This is a genomic window from Pseudoalteromonas ardens (assembly GCF_030125445.1).
GTDB classification, from domain to species: Bacteria; Pseudomonadota; Gammaproteobacteria; order Enterobacterales; family Alteromonadaceae; genus Pseudoalteromonas; species Pseudoalteromonas ardens.
In genome coordinates this window covers 226,772-250,621 of the sequence record NZ_JASJUV010000007.1, presented here as the reverse complement: position 1 = coordinate 250,621, position 23,850 = coordinate 226,772, and the positions used below count along the sequence as shown (strand labels likewise).

Sequence of the window (23,850 nt, the reverse complement as noted above, 5' to 3'; positions counted from 1 at the left end):
GTGTTACTGAGTTTTCTCAGTCAGCCACGCTGAAACACTGGCCAATGCGGCGTCCAGATTTTGTGGTTCTGAACCGCCAGCCTGGGCCATATCAGGACGGCCACCGCCCTTACCACCTACCTGTGCAGCCATATGATTCACCAACTCACCGGCTTTCACACGACCAACCAAGTCTTTAGTGACACCAGCAATCAGGCTGACTTTGTCACCATTCGCTACACCCAGAGCGATAACCCCTGAACCCATCTTGTTCTTCAGGTCATCGACCATACCACGCAACGCTTTGGACTCTGTACCGGCTACATTCGCAATCAACACTTTAATGCCATTGATGTCTGTCGCAGACTCGAGTAATGACGCACCAGCAGCACTTGCCAGTTTATCGTTAAGCTGAGACACCTGCTTTTCTAACCCTTTGGCTTTTTCAATCAGGGCCGTCACTTTGTCCAGCGCACTGCTGTTATCGCCTTTCACTAAGGCTGCAATTTCGGCTAGCGTTTGCTCTTGATTAGCTACGTAAGCAATGGCCTCAGCACCGGTTACCGCTTCGATACGACGCACACCTGCAGCAATACCGCCTTCCGAGACAATCTTGAACAGACCAATGTCGCCAGCACGAGACACGTGTGTACCACCGCACAGCTCAATAGAGTAGTCGCCAATCGACACAACACGTACTTCATCGTCGTACTTCTCGCCAAACAGCGCCATGGCACCCTTCTCTTTCGCCGCGTCTATGTCCATTAATTCAGTATTTAGCGCGAAGTTAGTGCGGATCTGTGCATTGACGGCATCCTCAATGTCACGCAATTGCGCTTTATTCACCCCTTCGAAGTGAGAGAAGTCAAAGCGCAGTTTATCAGCCATGACCAATGAGCCTTTCTGTGCAACATGCTCACCCAATGCCTGACGCAGTGCTTCGTGCAGAATGTGCGTTGCAGTGTGGTTTTTCTTGATGTCTTCACGACGGGCTGCATCAACCTGCGCATCAGCCTTGTCATTAACACCAATACGACCTGTCACACGACCGTGATGGGCAATGGCATTGCCGAGTTTTTGCGTATCTGTCACAACAAACTCGCCAGCCGCGACTTTCAGGCTACCGGTATCTCCAACCTGACCACCTGACTCAGCATAAAACGGTGTGCGGTCCAACACCACAATGCCACTGTCGCCTTCCTCAAGCACAGAAACAGACTGGCCTTCTTTGAACAGCTCCACCACAGTGCCGGTGTAGTGTGTCGCATCGTAGCCTTTAAAGTCGGATGACTTCTCAGATTTCAGCTGCTCGTTGTAATCGGCACCAAACTTACCCGCCTGCTGAGCCATCTTACGCTGTGTTTCCATACACTCTTTAAAGCCACGCTCATCGATGGTCATAAAGCGTTCACGTGCCACATCTGCAGTCAAATCTGCCGGGAAGCCATAGGTATCGTACAATTTGAACACCACATCACCCGGGATCACATCGCCTTCTAATGAAGCCAGGTGCTCTTCCAGGATAGCCAGACCGCGGTCTAGTGTCTTACCAAACTGCTCTTCTTCAATACGCAGTACCTTCTCGATGATGGCACCTTGTTTAACCAGCTCAGGGTAAGCTTCACCCATTTGCTCACTCAATGCGCTCACCAACTGATGGAAGAATGCGCCCTTAGCACCTAATTTGTTACCATGACGAACAGCACGACGAATGATACGACGCAGCACATAACCACGCCCTTCGTTAGATGGCATCACACCATCAGCAATCAAAAACGCACAAGAGCGGATATGGTCCGCGATAACGCGCAGTGACTTATCTTCCAGATCTTGTGCGCCCGTTACCTTCGCAGCTGCCGCAATCAACGCCTGGAACAGGTCAATCTCATAGTTTGAATGCACGCCTTGCATGATCGCAGAAATACGCTCAAGACCCATGCCGGTGTCGACCGACTGTTTGGGTAGCGGTTCCATGGTGCCATCGGCATGACGGTTGTATTGCATGAAGACCAGGTTCCAGATTTCGATGAAACGATCTCCATCTTCTTCTGGCGACCCTGGCGGTCCACCCCAGATCTCTTCACCATGGTCAAAGAATATTTCTGAACAAGGGCCACACGGACCGGTATCACCCATCGACCAAAAGTTATCCGAGGTCGCGATACGAATGATTTTATCCTCCGCAACACCCATCTCTTTTGACCAAATGTCATAGGCTTCCTCGTCATTGTGGTAAACAGTGACCAGGAGTTTGTCTTTGGGTAGTTTGATTTCTTCAGTCAGAAACTCCCAGGCAAAACGGATGGCATCTTTCTTAAAGTAATCACCAAAGCTAAAGTTGCCTAGCATTTCGAAAAAGGTGTGGTGACGCGCAGTATACCCAACATTTTCCAGGTCGTTGTGTTTACCCCCTGCACGCACACAGCGCTGTGAACTGGTCGCCCGGTTATAAGGACGCTTTTCCCCGCCCAGAAACACATCTTTAAACTGCACCATACCGGCATTTGTAAATAACAACGTAGCGTCATTACCCGGGATCAGTGAACTTGAAGGCACCACCTGGTGTTGTTGTTTGGCAAAGTAGTCAAGAAAGCTCTGCCTTATCTGTGCGGTCGTCATCTGCTGCATGTGCTCATTACCCTTTATTGCTGCTGTAGTGACAGGCATTACTCACCGTGTGAGTGTGCCTCGATAGCATAATCTATTTCGTCATAACGAAATCCGCGCGACATCATGTAGCGAATTCGTTTTGACTTCTCTTTATAATCCAATTGAGTTGTCGACCGGCTGTACTTTTTCTCGTAGGCACGCAACGCCACGCTAAACCAGTCGACTTCTTGTTCTTCTATTAAGTGCTGTAAATATGATTTGTCGACACCTTTGCGCTGCGCGTCCATCATAACACGTTTTTCACCCAGTCCCTTGGCCACTTGTTGTGACAAGAAACTGGCGCAATAGCGCTTATCGTCCAGATAACCAAGCGATTCAAGCCAGTCAAGTAACCGTGTGATATACGCCTCTTCTGCCTCTTTTGCCCGTAACTTCTGAGCAATTAGCTGACGCGAATACTCCTGCCTGGACAGAAGCCAAAGCGCATAGTTCTTCAGCTTTTTTTCATGCTCTTGTTGTTCCATCAGGCGTCAAACCGGCCGCTTTGCTGTTGCTGCTGCGGAGGTGTATCGTCACTTGACGCAGGCGGCTCAGAGACAGACATAATGGCCTGAAACGAGACAAAAAACCCGATGTAGGCAATGGGCATCACGACCAAGAGTGGTACCAGCGACATGGGAACAGATAGCAGCATTAATAGCGCCACCAAAACCCCAAATACAGTCAACGGTGCCATATTGTGATAAAACACCAACAAAGACTGTTTCATCGCCTGAATAATACGGGGTTCATCGCGGAAAAATACCAGCGGTAGCGCATAGGCAAAGGCCATCATCGCCAGCGATTGTATAACAACAAAAATCGCTATATCTGCAATGGTTATCTGCGCCATGACCTGCGCCAGTACTTGCGCTTGATCACTGTGCTCACTCACATTCTGTAATACTTCCAGTGCAGGACCAAACAATACGCCCAGTAAAGCACTCAGTAACAGCGCGACCCCCATTTGATACAAACCAAAGCGAAACAAATTAAGACGGCGGCCTTTAGTTGAAAAGGGCACTAAGATGTCGGCCAATGTAATCGCCTCACCCTGCTGTTTTTTCACCACTGCCAGATAAAAACCTGCGGTCAGAAAAGGCGACACCAGTACAGCCGCGAGCTGCAATGGCGGAAAGACAAAAGGCACCAGACTCACAACAACCATGAGCAGGTACATCATGACAAAGGTAAAAGGTTGAGACTTGAAAATAATCCACCCGGCTTTAAGCCATTGCAAGCCAAACCCTGCGGTAAACGTTTTAAATTCTGTTGGCATATTCATCAATTCATTGTGAAACAGACCGATTATACTGGGTCAAGGAAGGACTTAAAAGGTCAGATGGGGGAAATTTCAACTCGTTACCTACAACATCTGAGTCGAATCTGGCCAATCGACAAAACCGACCGACCAGAGGGTTGCCAGCGGCCTAGATTTCATCCGGCTTTTTGATCTTCTTTATGTCTAACATGTGCGAGCCATGTTTTACTTTGGTCTCAAGGTAATTTTTGTTGCCGGCCACACCCACTTTAACATGCGCATGCGTGCCCACCACTTCCTCAACCTCAATCCCGGCATCTCTGAGTGCGTTTAGCTTACGGGGGTTATTGGTCATCAGACGAACGTGGTCTAGGCCAAGTGCCTGCAACATCAGTACCGCATCCGAAAAGTCACGTAAGTCATCATCGAACCCGAGGTGATTATTCGCTTCATAGGTATTCATGCCTTGTGACTGTAGCACGTATGCGTCGATCTTATTATATAGCCCTATCCCTCTGCCTTCCTGACGCAAATATAGCAACACACCGCCCTGCTGATGCATCGCTTCGATGCTCTCATTAAGCTGTTCACCACAATCACACCGTGAAGAATGAAATACATCACCCGTTAAACATTCTGAGTGCATTCTAATCAGCGGTACTGGCTGCTTGCTATCGGCACGATTAAACACCAGGGCAACGTGTTCCTGGCCGTCCTGTAACCCTTCAAATGAGACGATTTCTGCGGGAATATGACTACGCTGCCCAACATTCAGCTCAACTCTTGCTCTTACTTGTGCCACGACTACAAAATACCTAATTGCAAAGATGTGATAATATCACAAAAAATACTGTAACTGACTATATGGTGGCTAAGTCACCCAGTTACAAGTCCTCAGACTAAATACTGGCAAATACACCGAACACCGCTAGGCTATTAATATCAGACCAGATTAATTTGCAGCCAATTAGAGCGCATCTATCAGGCGCCTACAGATTAAAAATTTCTCATTTATAACAAATAAATAGCAAATTTTTACTGCATTATTGCCGAGTTTTCCTCATTGTAAGATTGGCGACTTAATTAAACGGGTTTGATATCAGAACTGCCCGGTGCCACTCGCACTTGTGCATTTTCTACTGAAATAATATCGTAATGGTAACTGATGCGCTCGAAAATTGTGATGTTTTTATCCCTGATCTGGTGCCTTGCGCTACCTTCGCAGGCAGATCAGTTAAAAGTGGATGGCTTTGCCACATTAGATATCAACATCAGTAACTCTCAGACAGCCGGGATCCGACATGTGATCTCACAGCCCGACGCCAGCTATTTAGGTGAGTCCAGCTTTGCCAACTCCTCCATTGGCGTACAGTTCGAATGGCAATCGTCTTCGCAACTGCAGTGGGTGGCGCAAACTGTGCTCAAAGAGCGAAAAGAATACAAGCTTGATTACCTCATTCAAATGGCTTTTGCTCGCTACACCCTGACACCCAACTGGCAATTTCGCATTGGTCGTACAGGTCTCGACCTTTATATGATGACGGAGTATCGGGATATTGGCTTTGCATTTAACTATGGCCACCCACCCACCGAGTTTTACGCGGTTGTGCCACATCAGAATCTGGATGGCATTGATGTCACTTATACCTACCCACTTGAACAAAGTGTCCTGAGTTACAAATTGTTCGCTGGACGTTCAAATGCACCGATCGTCAGTGATGAGGATTTTATCTGGGATGTTGAGCTGAAATCGATATATGGCATGAGCCTGTCGCTGCAAACCCAAAACTGGCTGCTGCGCAGCAATTTTACCACCACTCAAGCCGGCAACACGAATGAACAGCAGGTGCAACTGCTCAGCGCTTTACAGCAAATACCAAATGTCGTCTGGCCGACACGCCAGGCACTCATTGAATCTTTGCAAATAAAAGGCAAACGGTTTAATTACTTTACGCTCGGAGCCCACTACGACGACAGTCATTGGATTTTACAAAGTGAGCTCGCCTATATCGACTCAGATTCTGAGGTGCTCAATCATTTAAAAGCTGGCTACATCAGTGTCGGCACACACCACGATGACGACACCTGGTTACTGACACTCAGTGCTGCAAAATCTAACAACCGTGTTGATCCGGGACCTTTACTGACTACGCCCCAGCTCGATGCGCTCTATCATGGCGTGATCCGTCACACCAATTTTTACCTGATAGATCAGCATACCTGGTCGGTAAGCTGGCGACGCGATCTGACTTCTACGCTGGCAGCGAAAGTCCAACTTGATCACACCCAGGCCAATCACTTACCGTCGGCCTTTTACCTTCATAAAAACTTATCGTCTGGAGATCATGATAGGTATTTTCAGTCACTTGGACTCAGTCTGAATTGGGTGTTCTGATGCGGCGACAAGTACTATCAAGTATTCAGCGTACCCTGACAAGGCTGCGGGTATTCTTCAGATTGATCTTATGCGTGACGCTATTCACCAGCTTTACCGCGGACGCCACTGACCCTTTGGTGGTGATTGTACACAAAGACAATCCTAATCAGCAGATCTCCCAGCACCAGCTGGTTGATCTTTATATGGGCAAATACACCGCCTTTCCGGACGGTACCTTGGCTAAGGTTCTGGACTATGAGCAGGGACATCCTTTACGCACTTTTTTTCTGACTTCGTTAACAGGGCGCCCTATTAATCAGATAAATGCATACTGGTCACAGGTAAAATTTAGTGGTAAGGCCTCTTTTCCACAAGCATATCAATCAATCGACGCTATACTTGAAGAAGTCGCATCTACGCCCGATGCAATAGGTTATGTGCCCGCAACTGCGGTTACTGAGGACGTTAAAGTGGTGTATCGTTTTGTTCAATAAACACAGCTTGATCACACGGCTAACCCTTTTACTGAGTCTGGTGACACTGCTCTTCAGTGTGATCTACGCAAAGCTCTATTATCGGCATGTGTTTGATGAGGAGCTGGCCCGTGCCAGCGATACGGTTATGCAAATAGGGAAAACCGTGTCGTCCACTGCGTCTATCGCAGCCTACCTTGAGGACAAAGATCTAGCCACGGAAGTCGTTAACGGACTGGTGAGCAACGATATTATTTTATCAGCTGCACTCGTAAGTAAAGATACTTTGCTGGCCAAGAGCATCTTACACAGTGGCCCAGGCAGTATTCAAATCAAACTGGTTAACCCTTTTTTTCTATCCGAGCATATCGGCTTAATACATATCGCACCAAATACCCAAATCATTGAACAGAACGCGCAAAATATCGCACTGGGCGGCGTCAGAACCATGCTAGTCGTGATCCTGCCCATCATAATCTTACTGACGACTCTGGTTTATTGGCAAGTTACCCGACCGTTGAATCATCTCGGCAAACAATTAGTGAAAATTCTCCCGGGCAGCGCTCAGCGCCTGCAAGTAGACAAACACGCCCATCATAATGAGATAGGCCGTATAGAGCTGGGGATCAATACCCTGCTTGACAAAGCCGAAGTGTTATTCGAACAAGAGCGTAGCCTCAGGGCAGAAGTCGTGGAGCTGGAAAAACGCTTTCGGTTGATGTTTGAGCAGTCGTCTTCGCCCACCTTACTGGTAAAAGACGAAGGCGATATTTTGTTGATCAACGATGCAGCAAAAGATCTGCTGGTTGGTATGGGCGTAGACATAGACGAACGATTTCCTGAAAATCTCGGGCTGTACTGTAAAACCCCGGATATTCTCTACACCTTCACTGAAAACAGCATCAAACAAAAACAGGTGATGCAATCTGAATTTGAATTCATTAACCCCCTGACTCAAACCACCGTATGGTTGAGCATTATCGTACTTAATACACTCAGCGACGGAAAATGGTACTTTCAGGTGTTCCTTGCCGACATTACGCTGCGTAAGACCATGCTCAACCAGCTCAACAAGCGCGCGCAAAGAGACAGCCTCACAGGACTGTATAATCGCTACGGTGCCGAGCTCATGTTACTCGACTGGATAGATAATCAATGTACATTTAGCCTGTTGCTCATAGACTTAGACAAATTTAAACCAATTAACGATGTTTATGGCCACAACGCCGGAGATGCACTGCTCAAACACGTAGCCAGTCAATTATCTAACACTATGGGCACCACAGATCTGGTTTGTCGCTGGGGGGGAGATGAATTTTTGGTTGCCCGGCTGGATATCACCCAACAAGAGCTTACACGCCTTGCTCAGTCACTGCTCGAAGCAATCAATCAGCCAATGCCATTTGAACATCGCGAAGGGCAGACCGAGCTGGTGGTAGGTGCCAGTATCGGCATTGCGCACTTCCCTCAGCATGCAGAAAACTTAAAAGGCCTGGTGGAATGTGCAGACGTCGCGATGTACAGCATTAAAAAGACCTCCAGAAATAATTTTACCTTTTATTCCAATTAAACACAGTTGCATGGCACAGCGATTATCTAACTGAGCCACCTTCCTGTTTTAATCGCCCTCAGAACTTATCCAACAGAGCGGAGTCGTATCGAGCCAAATCCAGTGTTACCTGATATTGTTTGGTCAGTACATCGAGTTCTGCCTGCCAGATGCCCAGTTCTTCCATCGTCAATGTATTATCGTCAAGCTGCCATAGTTGACGCGAGCCACTGTAACTAAACTGCATGGCGAGCATGGCATCGACATCGCCCTGCTGTGCGGCCACCTTCACTTTGGCCATTTTTCGGGTAACCTTGTTCAGCGCCTGTTTGAGTTGCCAGACATAATTCACTTCATACATGAACGGGTGATATTGCAGCTGTTTAAGCACCGCAGCGATTATCACACATGTCAGCACAACCCCTGTCAGATTCCAATGGAAGTGACTTCCATCCGGATCCGGGAAAGCGACAATCAAAATCCGGGCAAACCCTAAGCTGCCAGCGACCAGGGCCACAATACAGGCCGCGATCACTATGTTCAGGTGTTTTCTGTAACGTGTTTTATCTATGTCCAGTAATTGCATCTTTTCTCCTACATACTGCAAAACTATCGCGCAGGCCTGGCTGTTACGCCTGCTTAGCCAGTAATGATGACCAGGTAACCAGGTAGGTCTGTTCAGTTATTTTGCGCATTCTAACGTAACCAGAAAAAAAAACGCTAACTAGTTCACCCCTTTTTGACCTCAGCCCCGTTTTACTGATAAATCATCAAGGAGCATGCTTATGAACGGTCAATTTCTAGCACAACAGTCACCTCGCCCTTACCAGACCCTGAACAAGGTGTTACTGTCGTTTTTGGGGGCCTGCGGCGTCACTTTTGCTGCCTTCGCTTTTATGCAGCACTTAATCAGTCAGGATCTGGAATTTAACCAAGATCCGATCACTTATACACCTGTACTTTTACCCACATTAAAAGAGGATAGTCCGGTTGAAGTCAGAGAAAAACTGCCGCCCCCGCCTAAACCTGTGCCAAAAGCCCCGCCTAAACCAACGGTGGATGCAGAAACGCCAACCGTGGCGTTAAACGGGCTTGGCAGTGCGCCAGTCGTCGAAACAGGTCCTATACAAATGGGCTCATCGATGAAACCAACCGATATGCAGGCAACGCCCATCGTCAGAATTGAGCCTCGTTACCCGACTATCGCTGCACGTGATGGCATGGAAGGGTGGGTTGAACTGCACTTTACAATTTCTGAAACAGGCGAAGTAGTCGATGCCAGAGTTGCCAATGCTGAACCTAAACGTGTATTCAACCGTGAGGCATTGAAAGCCTTAAAGCGCTGGAAATACCGCCCTCAAGTCGTGAATGGTCAGCCCCAGCGACAGCCCGGACAAAAAGTCGTTCTGGAGTTCAAGCTCAACCAGAATTAATATCTAGACTGGGCACCGGGTTTATTTTCCTGGTGCAACCAGGCACCAGACAATAAAAACAAGGACCTGCCTATGCTACTTGCTTTGAAAAACTGGCTGTCGGCAAACGAATCCGAACCTGCCGACCCTTTATATGAGTTTAAATTGAGCGGAGACAACAAGTATCTGGAACTGGCGATAGACAAGTACAATCACGATTTATATCACTTTTTGCTGACCCAAAGTGACAGCGAACTGGCCAAAGACGTGTGTCAGAAAATCTGGCTAACCGTCGTTGAAAAACGTCAGGCCTATCATACCAGCCAGGCACCGAAAGCTTTTTTATTCAAGCTTGCCCGAAATGCGCTGATCGACGAATTGCGTAAACAAAACCGGCTTACCTATATGGAACATCCGGAACAGCAGCTATCTGTTCCGGCAGAGCACAGTGTACAGTCACATCAATCCTTGTACGATGCGATTTTATTACTGCCACTACAACAAAGAGAAGCCATAAGCCTGCAACTGGAAGGTTTTTCCTTGCATCAAATCGCCAGTATCACTGACGCCCCGCAAGAAACCATTAAAACGCGTCTGCGTTATGCCCGCACAGCGCTTAAACACGTATTAGGAGAAGATGATGAGTGACAAATCGCAGGCAGATCGGCTCAAGCAGGCCTATCAACACGCAAAGCAACAGCACAAGCTTTCGGCACTTGACCAGCGCCAGCTCAAGCAAGTTTGTCGTGCAGCCAATACTTCAGCGAAACAGATAAGCTGGTGGCAAAGAGGCCAGTGGGTTTTAGCATGCGGGGCACTCATGGTGTTGGCGACAGTCATGCTATCTCAGGAGCACCGCCAGCAATCGGCGCAAGCTTTATACGCCCTGAGTTTTGATGATTATGAACAGGTTGAAACTCATAGTGTCGAACAGGGCCACTACGTTACTCAACTTCGGGCCCAAAAGCAGACTTTAGATAAGCAATTTAAACAACAGCATCAACAACTGAGCGAACAACGCTTTTATGGACGACTGGTGCACAGTGACGCCAATACCTGGTTTGTTGCCGACTGCCGCAACAAAACGCTTTTGGAAATTAAACATTCAGTGCTCGCAGCACTGCAAGACGACGTAATGTTGTCAGACATGTCACCAGGACAGATGTTAGCGCTGGATAAAAATACGGATGGCCATTTAACGACCATCGCAGCGGCTCCTGGCAAAGTATATGCCTGTCCTTAACCTCGCCAGCCTCAGAGCAAGGCTGGCAAATAACGACATTTAGATCATTACGATACTGGCAACGAAGAAGCTGATCAGTGCCAATACACCACCGACCATCGCATAAGGCAGTTGCGTTTTCACGTGAGTCAGCAGATCGCAGCCAGATGCCAGCGCTGACACGGCGCTGGTATCTGAAATCGGTGAGCAGTGATCACCAAAAATGCCGCCGCTGAGAATTGCGCCGACAACCAGCGATGGTGGCAGCCCCAAGGTTTGGATCAATGGCACGCCTATCGGGATAAGAATAGCAAAGGTGCCCCAGGACGTGCCCGTCGTAAACGACATCACGGCGCCAGTTAGAAACAGCACAGGCACAATGAAGTAAACAGGTAAGTAATCACCCACTAACGATGCAACAAACACCCCAGTGCCTAACTCTTTTAAGCTTGCCCCCAGCGTCAGTGACAACAATACAATACTCACCAAAGGCAACAGCTCTCCCATACCTTTGAAGCCCACGTCAACCAGTTGTTGATGTGTAAAATGGCGAGCTTTGAGCAGCAGTAAATAGGCTACCGCCGTTGCCAATACTGTGGCATACAAAACCGATTTAGAGCCACTGCCTTGAGCCAGTTCACCCCCACCAGTCCACAACATAAAACCCAGCATACTGATGATAAGTGTCGCCAGTGGCACTAACATAAAGCGCGCTTTACTGGCAGCCGGGCCTTTGTCTATTTCCTGGTCCTGCTTTGCCAGCGCCTGTTCTGCCACTTTCATTGGGCCATGTACTTTGTCAAACACTATGGTGTAAAACACAATCAACAATGCAATGATGGCATAAAAATTAAATGCCACACTGCCCCACAAAATACTGACCGCCGATTGCTCCAGCTCATAATTACTCAACAGACCCAACACATACGCACCCCAGCCATTAAGCAGAATCAGAATACACACAGGGGCACTGGTGCTGTCGATAATATAAGCCAAACGTGCGCGACTCATTTTGAATTTATCAAACAGGCCCCGGGATACTATCCCTGAGGTTAGTACACTCATGTTAGACTCAATAAACACGGCCATCCCCGTGAACATGGTCAACAGACCAACCTGACGCTTGCTTTTGGCAACGCCAATGTTCAGCAGTTTATTTACTGTCGCGCCGACACCACCTGATTCTCTGATATAAGCCAGTAGCGCACCAATCACGATACTAAACAGCAAAATTCGACTGTTTCCGGGAGAGGTGGCAACGCTCACGATGCGCTCAATACTATTAATAAAGGTGGAAAATAGCGCGTTACCACCACCGTTTAGCGCGAGCAAAAATTCCGACGAGATCAACGCCAGGATCAGCGCCACTATGACCTCTTTGCGCCAAAACACCACGGCAATAGCTATCAAAGGCGGTAAAATCGAATACCAGGACATAAGTTCCCTATTACTAATTATTAGATCAGGCTGTAAACCCGTTAGCTTAATTAGTTGCGGGGAAAAAACCAAGCTTTTCGCAGCTGAATTTACAAACGCAACAAAAAGAACTTTTTTAGGTACCAACCAGATTAAAAAGCGCAATAATATATCTTTCTGATCTATTACATTGTTCACTTTGAACCTATAATATGGACATCTCTGTCAGTACAGGTTACCAAGTGAAGCGCATGTCTACTTTTATTAAAATAAAGGCATTAAGGCCAACTCTCTCACAAAGTGAGGCAAAACTCGCCGACTTTACCCTAAGTTCGGGGACCCAGATCCGCACCTTGTCGTCCATTGAACTGGCCAAGGCTGCCGGCGTCAGCCAGTCCAGTGTCGTAAAGTTTGCACAAAAATTGGGGTACCGGGGTTTTCCGGCTTTCAAACTCGCGGTTGTGGATGCACTGAATGAGCAAACTTCCGAGCAGGCATCTCGCTCCACCCAGTTTGAGCAAAGCGATTCGCTGGCTGATATCAGCGAAAAGCTCATCGCCAATCAACACAAAACGCTGAGTGCAACTCAGAAACTCAATAATGACTCAGAATTTGAGCGCACGGTGCAGGCCTTAAAAGCGGCACGCAAAGTACTGATCTGCGCCAAAGGTGCATCCTGGTCTGTTGCGCAAGATTTTGCCTTTAAACTACAAAAAGTAGGCATTTCTGCGGTATGTCACAGCGATGAATATAATGCAGCCAGCTATGTCGCGTCGATGGGCAAAGAGGATCTGCTGGTTGTGATCAGCAATTCAGGTCAGACAAAAGCACTTCTGAAACTGGCCGAACAGGCAAAACGTAATGAGTGTCGCTTGTTTGCTATCACGCGCTACGGCGACTCTCAGCTCAGTGAGATGGCGGAGCATGTCTTGTTTACCGTACAAGAGGCTGAGCCGGTTAATCACAGCGCGATACTCACCCGGGCATCCCAATGCTACCTCATTGATACGCTCTTTGTTGCCCTGGCTCAGTCAAACTTGCACTGGCAACGCAGGGTTGAACGGGCAAATGATAATATGCGCGCGATTTTCAACGACTGAGGTCGTTTTAATCCCGCTCATACAGCAGGTAAGGCAGGCGGCGTGTCTTAAACGCCTGTACTTCCTGCGCCCAGATAGCTTCTATCTGATGTGCTTTCAGGCCCTGTGTCAGTGCCAGGCGGATCACATCGGTTCCCGCCAGTTTGTCAAAAAACCCCGGTGAATTAATCAATGCCTCAGGGTGTTGCTCAAATGCACTGTAGGCCTGTACTAACCAGTCTAACGACAGACCGCGCTGCTGAGAGTCGCGTAAGTCTCTGGCATAAACCGTTTTGCCTTTTAGCTTAGGGTGCATGGCTGCACCAGGTATAGAACGTGGCGAAAAAGCCAAGGTGCCAAGCTGGACCTGATCATGACCAAACACCTGAAACGGAAAATCACTGCCTCGACCCACAGAAACGCGCGTCGCCTCAAATAAACATAACGAAGGGTACAAATAGATAGCGCGCTGATTCGGTAAGTTGGGGCTCGGCGCTATGGGTAGCCTGTAGTCATCCTTTGCACTGTAACTGGCAACCGGGATAACCGTCAGGTCAAGCATTACACTGCTGTCTAGCCACCCCTCACCGACACTCATCAAGGCCAGCTCACCCAGCGTCATACCATGCAAGACTGGCACAGGCAGCATACCGACAAAAGAGCGAAAACGTTCATCCAATACCGGGCCATCGACATAGGCAATATTCGGATTGGGTCGATCCAGTACCAGATAGCTGACACCACTTTGCTGCGCGGCCTCCATCGTCAGAAACAATGTACTGAGGTAGGTGTAAAAGCGTACACCCACATCCTGAATATCAAATACTAGAATATCAATATCTGCCAGCTGTGCTGGCTTTGGTTTCTTGTTCGTACCGTACAAGGAGACGATTGGCACGCCCGTTTTTGTGTCTTTACCATCCGTGATGTAAACACCTGCTCCTTTGTTGCCCCGAAATCCATGCTCTGGTGCAAAGATCCGGACCACATTCACCTGATTGTCTGTCAGATAATCCAGCAAGTGTTGATCATGTACTCGGGCACTTTGATTCACCACCAGACCGACCCGTTTACCTTCCAGCATTGGCAGGTACTGGTCACCGCGCTCAGCAGCAACCTCAATCGCCCGTGTTTGAAATGAGCAAAGGAGCACACTGATGATAATCATCAGCATCAGAAAAGCATGGATAGTCTGGCGCACAAAAGTTCTCAGGGGAAAGCAAACTGTATCGAGATTGTGCGGTGCGATAACTCACCTTTGCAAATATTTACGACGGAAGAGTTCGTACAAATTCATGCTCCGATCGCCGGGTTCCAAGTCAGATACTCTATCCTGCCGAGACCACTACCCCAAAATACAGACACAAAAAAACCGACTCTCGTCGGTTGATTGCTCACTTCTTTAAGAAGTGGCGGGCTCGGGACGTCTTTTGTGGAGAGTGAACCTCCGACCGCCTGGTTCGTCGCCAGGTACTCTATCCAGCTGAAGTAACTCACACCAAATTTCAGACACAAAAAAACCGACTTTCGTCGGTTGATTGCTCACCTCTTGAAGAAGAAATGGCGAGCTCGGGACGTCTTTTGTGAAGAGTGAACCTCCGACCGCCTGGTTCGTCGCCAGGTACTCTATCCAGCTGAAGTAACTCACACCAAATTTCAGACACAAAAAAACCGACTTTCGTCGGTTGATTGCTCACCTCTTAAAGAAGAAGTGGCGGGCTCGGGACGTCTTTTGTGGAGAGTGAACCTCCAAGCGCCTGGTTCGTCGCCAGGTACTCTATCCAGCTGAAGTAACTCACACCAAATTTCAGACACAAAAAAACCGACTCTCGTCGGTTGATTGCTCACTTCTTTAAGAAGTGGCGGGCTCGGGACGTACTTTGTGGAGAGTGAACCTCCAAGCGCCTGGTTCGTAGCTAGGTACTCTATCCAGCTGAAGTAACTCACACCAAATTTCAGACACAAAAAAACCGACTCTCGTCGGTTGATTGCTCACTTCTTTAAGAAGTGGCGGACGCGGGAGGATTCGAACCTCCGACCGCCTGGTTCGTAGCCAGGTACTCTATCCAGCTGAGCTACGCGTCCGTTGTTTAATTCTATTTTACTACCTGAATTAGTGTAGTCTTTTTATTTAACCACTTAAGAAAAGTGGCGGACGCGGGAGGATTCGAACCTCCGACCGCCTGGTTCGTAGCCAGGTACTCTATCCAGCTGAGCTACGCGTCCGTTGTTCAATTCTATTTTACTACCTGAATTGGTGTAGTCTTTTTATTTAACCACTTAAGAGAAGTGGCGGACGCGGGAGGATTCGAACCTCCGACCGCCTGGTTCGTAGCCAGGTACTCTATCCAGCTGAGCTACGCGTCCGTTTTATCATGTTTAACACTTGATATGTGCTTCTTTTTATTTAACCACTTAAGAAAAGTGGCGGACGCGGGAGGATTCGAACCTCCGACCGCCTGGTTCGTAGCCAGGTACTCTATCCAGCTGAGCTACGCGTCCGTATTACTACAAAGACACCATTTTAATAAATGGCGGAGAAGGAGGGATTCGAACCCTCGATAGGGCTACAAACCCTATACTCCCTTAGCAGGGGAGCGCCTTCAGCCACTCGGCCACCTCTCCGTCTTTGTGGGGCGTATAATATAGAACCGTGAAAATATGTCAAATACTTTTCTTGTAAAAAAGCACTGTATGGTGATAGATTGTTCAGCTTGGTCTGTTTTAAGGCACTTTGTCGATTATTTTGTCATAAATTAGTCACTTTTAGGGCCTGACTGTATATTATAGTGGTCCAAAAGAGTTTGCTTACGCGTGCTTTCTTCAGCAATAAAGGCATCTACATAGCCTAAACGCTGAAATTCGCTGATACAGCTACGACAATAATTCATCCTGGCTTGTTCGTGCTGTGATTTTGATTTTTGTTGCGACATGGTCTGAGTTCATTTGCATCCTTTCATAACCAAAGCAGTATAGGCTAAAAAGTCTCATATGCCAGTCGTACCCAACTAGCAACCATTCGCCAATAGCACGTCGGTACACCTTCTCTGTGCCTAACCCCTGTTCTTACTGAAGTTTTACAAATATATTGAGAGTTCAACTGACGTTTAGCAGAGATGTCTTACATAGATAAAAGAAAAGCGCCTAAGGCGCTTTTCTCAATTGTACATTCAATGTAACCGGACTAGTCAGCCTGAGGTCGCATATGCGGGAACAAGATAACGTCTTTGATCGTCGGAGAGTCGGTAAATAGCATCACCAAACGGTCGATACCAATCCCTTCACCAGCCGTTGGCGGTAAGCCATACTCCAGCGCGCGGATGTAGTCATCATCAAAGTGCATTGCTTCGTCGTCACCAGCGTCTTTCTCTTCAACCTGACGCGCAAAACGCGCGGCCTGATCTTCTGCATCATTAAGCTCCGAGAAGCCGTTTGCCAGTTCACGTCCACCTACGAAGAATTCAAAACGATCAGTGATAAATGGGTTTTCATCATTACGACGTGCCAGCGGCGAAACTTCCCACGGGTATTCCGTGATGAAAGTCGGCTGGATCAGTTTGTGCTCAGCGGTTTCTTCAAAGATTTCACATAAGAACTTACCGGCACCCCATACACATTTTTCAGGGATCTTCACGTGTACTTTCTTCGCGTATGCCACCAACTCGTCAAAGTGGTTTTCTGGATCTTTAAAGATGTGCGCAGAGGCTTCAGCGTCCGGGCCATATTTGATGATCGCATCAGCCATAGACAGGCGCTCAAACGCTTTACCAAAGTCGTACTCGATGGTCTCAAGGACTTCGCCTTCTGCGTTCTTGACGGTATTAGTCACAATGGTCGTGCCCAGTACATCCTGTGCAACGGTACGCAGCATGTCTTCTGTCAGGTTCATCAGATCTTTGTAATCTGCGTATGCCTGATAGAATTCAATCATGGTGAATTCCGGGTTGTGACGAGTCGACAGACCTTCGTTACGGAAGTTACGGTTGATCTCAAAGACGCGGTCAAAGCCACCAACCACCAGGCGCTTGAGGTAAAGCTCAGGTGCAATACGCAGATACATGTCGATGTCCAGCGCATTGTGGTGCGTCACAAACGGACGTGCCGTTGCACCACCTGGGATCACTTGTAGCATTGGCGTTTCAACTTCCATAAAGTCACGCTCAGCAAGGAAGCGACGAATGCCTTCAATCACTTTAGAGCGAATACGGAAGGTCTCACGCGTTTCCATGTTAGTGATCAGATCAACGTAACGTTGACGATACTTGGCTTCCTGATCCGTTAAACCATGGAATTTCTCTGGTAGCGGACGCAGCGATTTAGTCAGTAGTTCATACTGAACCATATCAACATACAAGTCGCCTTTACCTGATTTGTGCAGCGGACCAGACACACCAATGATGTCACCAATGTCGAGCTGACCATATTTGGCTTTCAGCTCTTTTTGTACATCTTTAGACGCGTAAGCCTGGATACGGCCTTTCATGTCTTGCAGAACCAAAAATGGCCCACGTTTAGCAAGGATACGGCCAGCCACAGAGACCTGATGATCTAACTCAACCAGCTCTTCTTTAGACTTATCACCAAACTTAGCCTGTAGATCAGCCGTATAGTCTTCACGGCGGAAGGTGTTCGGATGGCCATTGGCACTGCAATTATCACGAATTGCATCCAATTTAGCACGACGCTCAGCAATGAGTTTATTCTCGTCTTGGATTTGCTCTGTCATTTTTTAGCTCTTAGTTTAGCTTGTTGATTATAGGCCTGATTTCAGGCTGGCTTCGATAAATTTGTCTAGATCACCGTCCAATACCGCCTGGGTATTACGGTTCTCAACACCGGTGCGCAGGTCTTTAATACGCGAGTCGTCCAGTACGTAAGAACGGATCTGGCTGCCCCAACCGATGTCAGATTTGGCATCTTCCTGAGCTTGCTTTTCAGCATTTTGCTTTTGCAGCTCAAGTTCAAACAGTTTTGCTTTTAACTGTTTCATTGCCTGATCTTTGTTTTTGTGCTGTGAACGGTCGTTCTGACACTGCACCACAGTGTTCGTTGGCAAGTGCGTAATACGTACCGCAGACTCTGTTCGGTTAACGTGCTGACCACCCGCGCCCGAAGCACGATATACGTCGATACGTAAATCTGCCGGGTTGATGTCAATCTCAATGTTGTCATCAATTTCCGGATACACGAATGCTGAGGCGAACGAGGTGTGACGACGACCGCCTGAGTCGAACGGGCTCTTGCGGACCAGACGGTGTACACCGGTTTCTGTACGCAACCAGCCATAAGCATACTCACCGCTTACACGCAGTGTTGCGCCTTTGATACCTGCCACGTCACCATCGGTTGCTTCGACGATCTCAGTTTTAAACCCTTTGGCTTCTGCCCAGCGCAGATACATGCGCAACAACATGTTGCACCAGTCCTGAGCCTCTGTACCACCGGAACCGGCTTGCAGATCGAGATAGGCATCGTTGCTGTCTTGTGCGCCGGAGAACATACGGCGGAACTCCAGCTTTTCGAGCTGGGCATTCAGGCCTTGCACTTCTTGCTCAGCTTCCGCAAAGGTCTCTTCGTCTTCGGCTTCTACAGCCAGCTCAACCAGACCCTCTGCATCATCTGCACCGCTCACCAGGTTGTCTATGGTTTCAACGATGGTTTCCAGACTGGATTTTTCGCGACCCAATGCCTGTGCCTTCTCAGGCTCATTCCAGACGGCTGGATCTTCCAGTTCCGCATTAACTTCTTCTAACCGCTCTTGTTTCAGAGCATAGTCAAAGATACCCCCGAAGAAGTTCAGTACGCTCGCGAATTTCCTTGATTTGATTAATCACAGGATTCACTTCAAACATTCACATTACTCCAATTTACGTGATGGTGACGCAGCCAATGACCCACCTAAAGTAGCCACCGGACTGAAAATTTTGCGACCACTGTGTGTCAACACATTATACCAAGCGGTCTAAACGGCCAATACTAACAAATAATGGGCTCAGATATCAGCCCTTGAAGAGAACATTTTATACCTTTCTCGCAAATGTTAGCAGGCACGGATCTCCCGAACTATCAACTGTAAGGTAAACTTACCTCTAAACTCATTGATATCCAGCTGATATGCTAACTCTGCCATCTGTGCCGAGGTGTTTGGCCAGGCCCGCACATCTATGTTAAACGCAATGGCATCAACCAATTTACCACTGGGGTGTTTAAGCACCAGCTTGAGATGTTTCTCTCCGACAATGCGCTGCTGCACTAGCTCGAACACGCCGCTGAATACCGGCTCAGGGAAATGCTGTCCCCAGGGCCCAGCCTGTTGCAGTAACATGGCAAAATCCATATTAAAACACTCAGCTGGTAACTCACCATCTGTCAGCAACACAGATTGCTTATGCTCTTCGCTGAGGGTATCGCTGACCAGGGCCTCAAAGGTGCGTTTAAAGTCGCTAAAGTCGGCTTCTCTGATGGTCAAGCCGGCCGCCATCGCATGACCACCAAACTTCACTATCAAGTCGGGGTGGCGGGTGTTGATCTGCTCCAGCAAATCGCGCATATGCAAGCCTTCTATCGAGCGGCACGACCCCTTGATTTCGTCATTGTCACCCTGAGCAAAAATAATCGCCGGACGATGGTATTTCTCTTTCAGTCTGCCCGCCAGGATCCCAATTACCCCCTGGTGCCAGTCATCCTGATACAAACACACTGCATCTGGAATACTCTGCTGTGCTGCAACCAAACGCTCAAGTACCGCCTGCGCTTCTTGCTGCATGCCCTGCTCTATTTCTCGTCGTTCCTGGTTCAGGCTATCCAGTTGCGCGGCAATGCGCCGTGCCTGATGCTCTTCTTTAGACAATAAACAAGCAATCCCCAGACTCATATCGTCCAGCCGCCCTGCGGCATTCAACCTCGGCGCCAGTGCAAACCCAAAGTCACTGGCGTTAAGCCGGGCTGCAGTGCGATTTGCCACTTCAATCAAAGCACGGATCCCAGGCCGGGTTTGTCCTTTACGAATACGCGCCAGTCCCTGATGTACTAAAGTGCGGTTGTTGGCATCCAGGGCAACAACATCCGCGACCGTCCCCAATGCTACGATATCCAGCAAAGATGCCAGGTTAGGCTGGGTCAGGCCCTGACGCTCAAAATAGCCCGCGGAGCGCAAATGATGGCGAAATGCCACCAGCAAGTAAAACGCCACACCAACACCCGCAATCGATTTAGAGGGAAACTGACAGTCGTGGCGGTTGGGATTAACGATGGCATCGGCATTCGGCAGTTGCTCACCCTGCAAATGATGATCGGTGACCAGAACAGCAATGCCTGCCTGCTTAACGATGTCTATTCCTGCCAGACAAGAGATACCATTATCAACGGTGATCACCAGTTGTGGAGCAAGCTGAACAATTTGCTCTGCCAGTGCCGGGCTTAAACCATAGCCCAAACTAAAACGGTCAGGAACCAGGTAATCGACTTGCTGCAGGCCAAACAGACGTAGCCCCTCCATCAACACAGCGGTACTGGTTGCGCCATCGGCATCAAAGTCACCCACAATGAGTATACTTTGCTGCTGGTGTAATGCTGTTTCTAGTAACGCACAGGCTTTATCCATATCCCGGAACAAACGAAAATCCAGCAAAGTCGCTGCACTGTTATCAAGCTCCTGGGCCTCTTTTACACCCCTTGCGGCATAAATTTGTTTAATGACAGGGTGAAGATGGGCGGGTAAATGACTGTCATCGACACGTAATCTGGGTCGGATCTCTGTTTGCATAACACTCTCTGAACTACCTGATGACGTGAAGTAATACCAATTTGCTTAATTAAGTGATCTATTTTGAGGCGAGAAAATAGACTCGGTATTAAGTGAAATTGATATCAACCTCCACAAAGCAAAAAAGGCCCGCAGGCCTTTTTAGAAACGCTGAGAGTATACCTCAGATTTAAGATTTTTTGCTCGCCTGATCTAACATTTTTGCCAATGCGTCTGCTGGCTGATAGCCCGGGATCATGCTGCCATCTTCCAGCACAATAGCCGGAGTACCGGAAATGCCAAAACTCTGACCTAGCTGGTAGTGCTCAGCAACCGGAGCCTGACAATTTTTCACGTCCGGTACTTCGTTGCCTGCCTTCGCTTCAGTCATGGCTGATGCGGCATCGTCCGCACACCACACATTCATCAGGCTCTTATAACCATTGCCACTCAAACCACCGCGAGGGAACGCAAGATACTTAACGGTAATGCCCGCCGCCAGGTAATCATCCAGCTCACGGTGAAGCTTACGGCAGTAGCCACAGGTAATGTCAGTAAAGACCGTGATTTGGTGTTTCTCATTTTCCGCCTTGTACACGATCATCGAATCCTGGTACTCAGCGACACCACTTTTACGTACACCACTAAGTGCATCTTCAGTGATGTTACGACGGTTCGCCACATCAATCATGGTCCCCTGAACCAGATACTGACCGTTAGGGCTTGCATAAAATACCCCTTTGTCTGTGATCACAGTCTTAAGGCCAGAGATGGGGCTGTCTGACACACTTTTGACTGACAAGCCCAGATCCGCAAACTGAGATGCGATGGGGCTAACCGCCATTGGTGAAACTTCTTCTGTTGTCTCGGCAAAGGCACCGACACTAAAAGCGAGCGACGCTGCTAAAAGTAACTTTTTCATGTTTTTCTCGTAAAATTGCTCTTGTTAATCACTAGGACCGGATTACTGCAAATAAATTCCATCACGACCTAGGATGATGTTGCTGATGAAGCGATTTGAGTCGTTCACTGGCAACATGCGTATAAATCTGGGTTGTCGACAAATCGCTATGGCCTAACATCATTTGTACAACGCGAAGATCCGCCCCATGATTTAGCAAATGTGTTGCAAACGCATGACGCAGCGTGTGTGGCGATAACGGTGACTTAACGTCTGCCAACATAGCATAGTGTTTGATACGATGCCAAAAAGTTTGCCGGGTCATGCCGATACCGCGCTTTGAGACAAAGACAAAATCATTCGCATGCTTCACCATTTGAGCGCGTCCAACCTTTAAAAATTGTTCGACCCAATGCAATGCTTCCTCACCCATCGGGACCAGTCTTTCTTTGCCACCTTTACCACGAACCAGTAAAACAGCCTGACGCAGATTAATTTGTTCCATCCGCAGCCCCACCAGTTCGGTAACCCGCAATCCCGTCGCGTACAACAATTCCAGCATAGCTTTGTCTCTGAGACCCATAGGATCTGCCACATCTGGCGCATTGAGCAGAGCCTCAACTTCCTGCTCACTGAGGGTTTTCGGCAACGACTGTGATAACTTGGGCTGCGCGATATGTGTCAGAGGACTGGCTGAGAGCACCTGTTTGCCCACCCAATAGGCATAAAAGCGCTTGAGGGCACTCATTGCCCTTGCGGTACTGCGTGGTTTCAACCCCTGGTCGACCCGATAGGCCAGATACGCCTCCACATCTGCGCTATTGATGGCCAGCAATGGTTTATCATCCAGATTAGCCACGACATAACGGACAAACTTATCCAGGTCAGCCCGATAGGCAGCCAGGGTGTTGTCACTGAGTCCTTGCTCAAGAAAGAGCGCGTCCAGGAAAGATTCAATCAGCTCACTGTTACTATGCGTGGCTGGGTCAGATAATTCTATATCGGTCACGGGCCGCCTGTATCAATTAGTTACACCATAAGGTAGACTTCGCGCCATATGATAACAGCCAATTGAGCGAAGACTACTATGCAGATCGGGTTATTTTACGGTTCAACTACCTGCTACACAGAAATGGCAGCAGAAAAGATGCAGGAGATCATGGGTAAAGACATCCTGTCGCTCCACAATATCAAGGACGAGCCTTTGAAAAATGCAGAGCAGTTCGACTTTGTGATCTTCGGTATCTCAACCTGGGACTTTGGCGAGTTACAAGAAGACTGGGAGTCTCACTGGGACGACATCGACCAGGTCAACCTCGCCGGGAAAACCATCGCATTATTTGGCATGGGTGATCAACAGGGCTATGGACAATGGTTCCAGGACGCACTTGGGATGCTACACGATAAAATTGCGCCACAGGGTGTCAACTTTCTTGGGTACTGGCCCAATAGCAGCGACTATGAATTTGAAGCGTCCAAAGCGCTAACTGAAGACAAAAGCCAGTTTGTAGGCCTGGCACTGGACGAGGACAGCCAGTACGAAAAAAGCGATGAACGAATTGCCACCTGGATTGAGCAAATCATGACTCAATACAGCGAGTCATTGTAATTTATCCCCTCTCAGATCTGCCATACTCATTGTTGGCAGATCAAGCTCATCTCTATTACATCCATTAACAAAAAATATATACAAATAGTGCTTTATAGTTCAGTATGGATTTTGTACAGCAACTGCAATTTTGCCTTCATCGCAGCAGCTGTCGTTCATTAACTCAATTATAAAAGGAC

The 23,850-nt window shown here is 48.2% G+C and carries 20 protein-coding genes and 5 tRNA genes; 8 read left to right on the top strand and 17 right to left on the bottom strand.

Going from position 1 to position 23,850, the window contains the following annotated elements:
- Nucleotides 1-3 precede the first annotated feature (3 nt).
- From alaS to QNM19_RS19660, 4 genes are all read right to left on the bottom strand, one after another.
- Nucleotides 4-2,607 (bottom strand): alanine--tRNA ligase, encoded by a 2,604-nt coding sequence (alaS, locus tag QNM19_RS19675; protein WP_049864051.1) that lies wholly within the window; start codon nt 2,605-2,607, stop codon nt 4-6.
- 38 nt (nt 2,608-2,645) lie between these two features.
- Complete coding sequence (locus tag QNM19_RS19670) at nt 2,646-3,113, bottom strand: regulatory protein RecX (RefSeq protein WP_049864037.1); 468 nt, start codon at nt 3,111-3,113, stop codon at nt 2,646-2,648.
- Nucleotides 3,113-3,907 (bottom strand): BPSS1780 family membrane protein, encoded by a 795-nt coding sequence (locus QNM19_RS19665; protein WP_049864052.1) that lies wholly within the window; start codon nt 3,905-3,907, stop codon nt 3,113-3,115. Before QNM19_RS19665 ends, QNM19_RS19670 begins: the two co-directional genes overlap by 1 nt.
- Before the next feature lie 151 nt (nt 3,908-4,058).
- The gene (locus QNM19_RS19660; protein WP_049864038.1) at nt 4,059-4,691 is read right to left on the bottom strand and encodes a GTP cyclohydrolase II; all 633 of its coding nucleotides are present in this window, start codon (nt 4,689-4,691) and stop codon (nt 4,059-4,061) included.
- Between the two features lie 363 nt (nt 4,692-5,054).
- On the opposite strand from QNM19_RS19660, the gene QNM19_RS19655 reads away from it, so the two are divergent.
- From QNM19_RS19655 to QNM19_RS19645, 3 genes are read left to right on the top strand one after another with little or no spacing between them, the layout of a single operon-like run.
- A complete protein-coding gene (locus tag QNM19_RS19655; RefSeq protein ID WP_049864039.1) occupies nt 5,055-6,284 on the top strand; it encodes a hypothetical protein in 1,230 nt (409 codons plus the stop codon).
- Nucleotides 6,284-6,760 carry a type 2 periplasmic-binding domain-containing protein gene (locus QNM19_RS19650; protein ID WP_049864040.1) on the top strand — a complete coding sequence of 159 codons (477 nt, stop codon included), beginning with the start codon at nt 6,284-6,286 and terminating at the stop codon, nt 6,758-6,760. The genes QNM19_RS19655 and QNM19_RS19650 overlap by 1 nt, the downstream gene beginning before the upstream one ends.
- Nucleotides 6,750-8,309: a sensor domain-containing diguanylate cyclase gene (locus tag QNM19_RS19645; protein ID WP_197094268.1), complete on the top strand. Its 1,560-nt coding sequence runs from the start codon at nt 6,750-6,752 to the stop codon at nt 8,307-8,309. The genes QNM19_RS19650 and QNM19_RS19645 overlap by 11 nt, the downstream gene beginning before the upstream one ends.
- Nucleotides 8,310-8,367: 58 nt before the next feature.
- Here the strand turns inward: QNM19_RS19645 and QNM19_RS19640 are convergent, their stop codons facing one another.
- The gene (locus QNM19_RS19640) at nt 8,368-8,874 is read right to left on the bottom strand and encodes a DUF3087 domain-containing protein (protein ID WP_049864042.1); all 507 of its coding nucleotides are present in this window, start codon (nt 8,872-8,874) and stop codon (nt 8,368-8,370) included.
- A gap of 199 nt (nt 8,875-9,073) precedes the next feature.
- Here QNM19_RS19640 and QNM19_RS19635 point away from each other — a divergent pair, with 199 nt between their 5' ends.
- From QNM19_RS19635 to QNM19_RS19625, 3 genes are all read left to right on the top strand, one after another.
- A complete protein-coding gene (locus QNM19_RS19635) occupies nt 9,074-9,721 on the top strand; it encodes an energy transducer TonB (RefSeq protein WP_082225399.1) in 648 nt (215 codons plus the stop codon).
- Between the two features lie 72 nt (nt 9,722-9,793).
- The gene (locus tag QNM19_RS19630; protein ID WP_049864043.1) at nt 9,794-10,348 is read left to right on the top strand and encodes an RNA polymerase sigma factor; all 555 of its coding nucleotides are present in this window, start codon (nt 9,794-9,796) and stop codon (nt 10,346-10,348) included.
- Nucleotides 10,341-10,943 carry a hypothetical protein gene (locus QNM19_RS19625; RefSeq protein ID WP_049864044.1) on the top strand — a complete coding sequence of 201 codons (603 nt, stop codon included), beginning with the start codon at nt 10,341-10,343 and terminating at the stop codon, nt 10,941-10,943. Before QNM19_RS19630 ends, QNM19_RS19625 begins: the two co-directional genes overlap by 8 nt.
- 39 nt (nt 10,944-10,982) lie before the next feature.
- On the opposite strand, the gene QNM19_RS19620 is transcribed toward QNM19_RS19625, so the two are convergent.
- Nucleotides 10,983-12,359: a Na+/H+ antiporter NhaC family protein gene (locus QNM19_RS19620; RefSeq protein WP_049864045.1), complete on the bottom strand. Its 1,377-nt coding sequence runs from the start codon at nt 12,357-12,359 to the stop codon at nt 10,983-10,985.
- Nucleotides 12,360-12,589: 230 nt separating this feature from the next.
- On the opposite strand from QNM19_RS19620, the gene QNM19_RS19615 reads away from it, so the two are divergent.
- On the top strand, nt 12,590-13,438 hold the full coding sequence (locus QNM19_RS19615; RefSeq protein WP_284027122.1) for a MurR/RpiR family transcriptional regulator: 849 nt from the start codon (nt 12,590-12,592) through the stop codon (nt 13,436-13,438).
- 7 nt (nt 13,439-13,445) lie between these two features.
- Here the strand turns inward: QNM19_RS19615 and QNM19_RS19610 are convergent, their stop codons facing one another.
- The 11 genes from QNM19_RS19610 to xerD form a co-directional block, all read right to left on the bottom strand.
- Complete coding sequence (locus tag QNM19_RS19610; RefSeq protein ID WP_049864046.1) at nt 13,446-14,591, bottom strand: exo-beta-N-acetylmuramidase NamZ family protein; 1,146 nt, start codon at nt 14,589-14,591, stop codon at nt 13,446-13,448.
- 834 nt (nt 14,592-15,425) lie between these two features.
- A tRNA-Arg gene (locus QNM19_RS19605) sits at nt 15,426-15,502 on the bottom strand.
- A 64-nt stretch (nt 15,503-15,566) separates the two neighbouring features.
- Nucleotides 15,567-15,643, bottom strand: a tRNA-Arg gene (locus tag QNM19_RS19600).
- A 64-nt stretch (nt 15,644-15,707) separates the two neighbouring features.
- Nucleotides 15,708-15,784 (bottom strand) — tRNA-Arg (locus QNM19_RS19595).
- 58 nt (nt 15,785-15,842) lie between these two features.
- Nucleotides 15,843-15,919: transfer RNA gene (locus QNM19_RS19590), tRNA-Arg, on the bottom strand.
- Between the two features lie 30 nt (nt 15,920-15,949).
- Nucleotides 15,950-16,042, bottom strand: a tRNA-Ser gene (locus tag QNM19_RS19585).
- A gap of 559 nt (nt 16,043-16,601) precedes the next feature.
- Nucleotides 16,602-18,143, bottom strand: a complete 1,542-nt coding sequence (gene lysS / locus QNM19_RS19580; RefSeq protein WP_010386862.1) for a lysine--tRNA ligase — start codon at nt 18,141-18,143, stop codon at nt 16,602-16,604.
- A 27-nt stretch (nt 18,144-18,170) separates the two neighbouring features.
- A protein-coding gene (prfB, locus tag QNM19_RS19575) for a peptide chain release factor 2 (RefSeq protein ID WP_125562743.1) occupies nt 18,171-19,269 on the bottom strand; the annotation gives its coding sequence in 2 pieces (ribosomal slippage) (nt 18,171-19,193 and nt 19,195-19,269; 1,098 coding nt in all).
- Nucleotides 19,270-19,457: 188 nt separating this feature from the next.
- On the bottom strand, nt 19,458-21,182 hold the full coding sequence (recJ, locus tag QNM19_RS19570) for a single-stranded-DNA-specific exonuclease RecJ (protein ID WP_049864048.1): 1,725 nt from the start codon (nt 21,180-21,182) through the stop codon (nt 19,458-19,460).
- 169 nt (nt 21,183-21,351) lie between these two features.
- The gene (gene dsbC / locus QNM19_RS19565; RefSeq protein ID WP_049864049.1) at nt 21,352-22,083 is read right to left on the bottom strand and encodes a bifunctional protein-disulfide isomerase/oxidoreductase DsbC; all 732 of its coding nucleotides are present in this window, start codon (nt 22,081-22,083) and stop codon (nt 21,352-21,354) included.
- A 61-nt stretch (nt 22,084-22,144) separates the two neighbouring features.
- Entirely contained in the window at nt 22,145-23,071 is a 927-nt protein-coding gene (gene xerD / locus QNM19_RS19560; RefSeq protein ID WP_049864050.1) for a site-specific tyrosine recombinase XerD, read from the bottom strand.
- A gap of 78 nt (nt 23,072-23,149) precedes the next feature.
- Here xerD and fldB point away from each other — a divergent pair, with 78 nt between their 5' ends.
- Nucleotides 23,150-23,671 (top strand): flavodoxin FldB, encoded by a 522-nt coding sequence (gene fldB / locus QNM19_RS19555; protein ID WP_058796146.1) that lies wholly within the window; start codon nt 23,150-23,152, stop codon nt 23,669-23,671.
- Nucleotides 23,672-23,850: the final 179 nt, after the last annotated feature.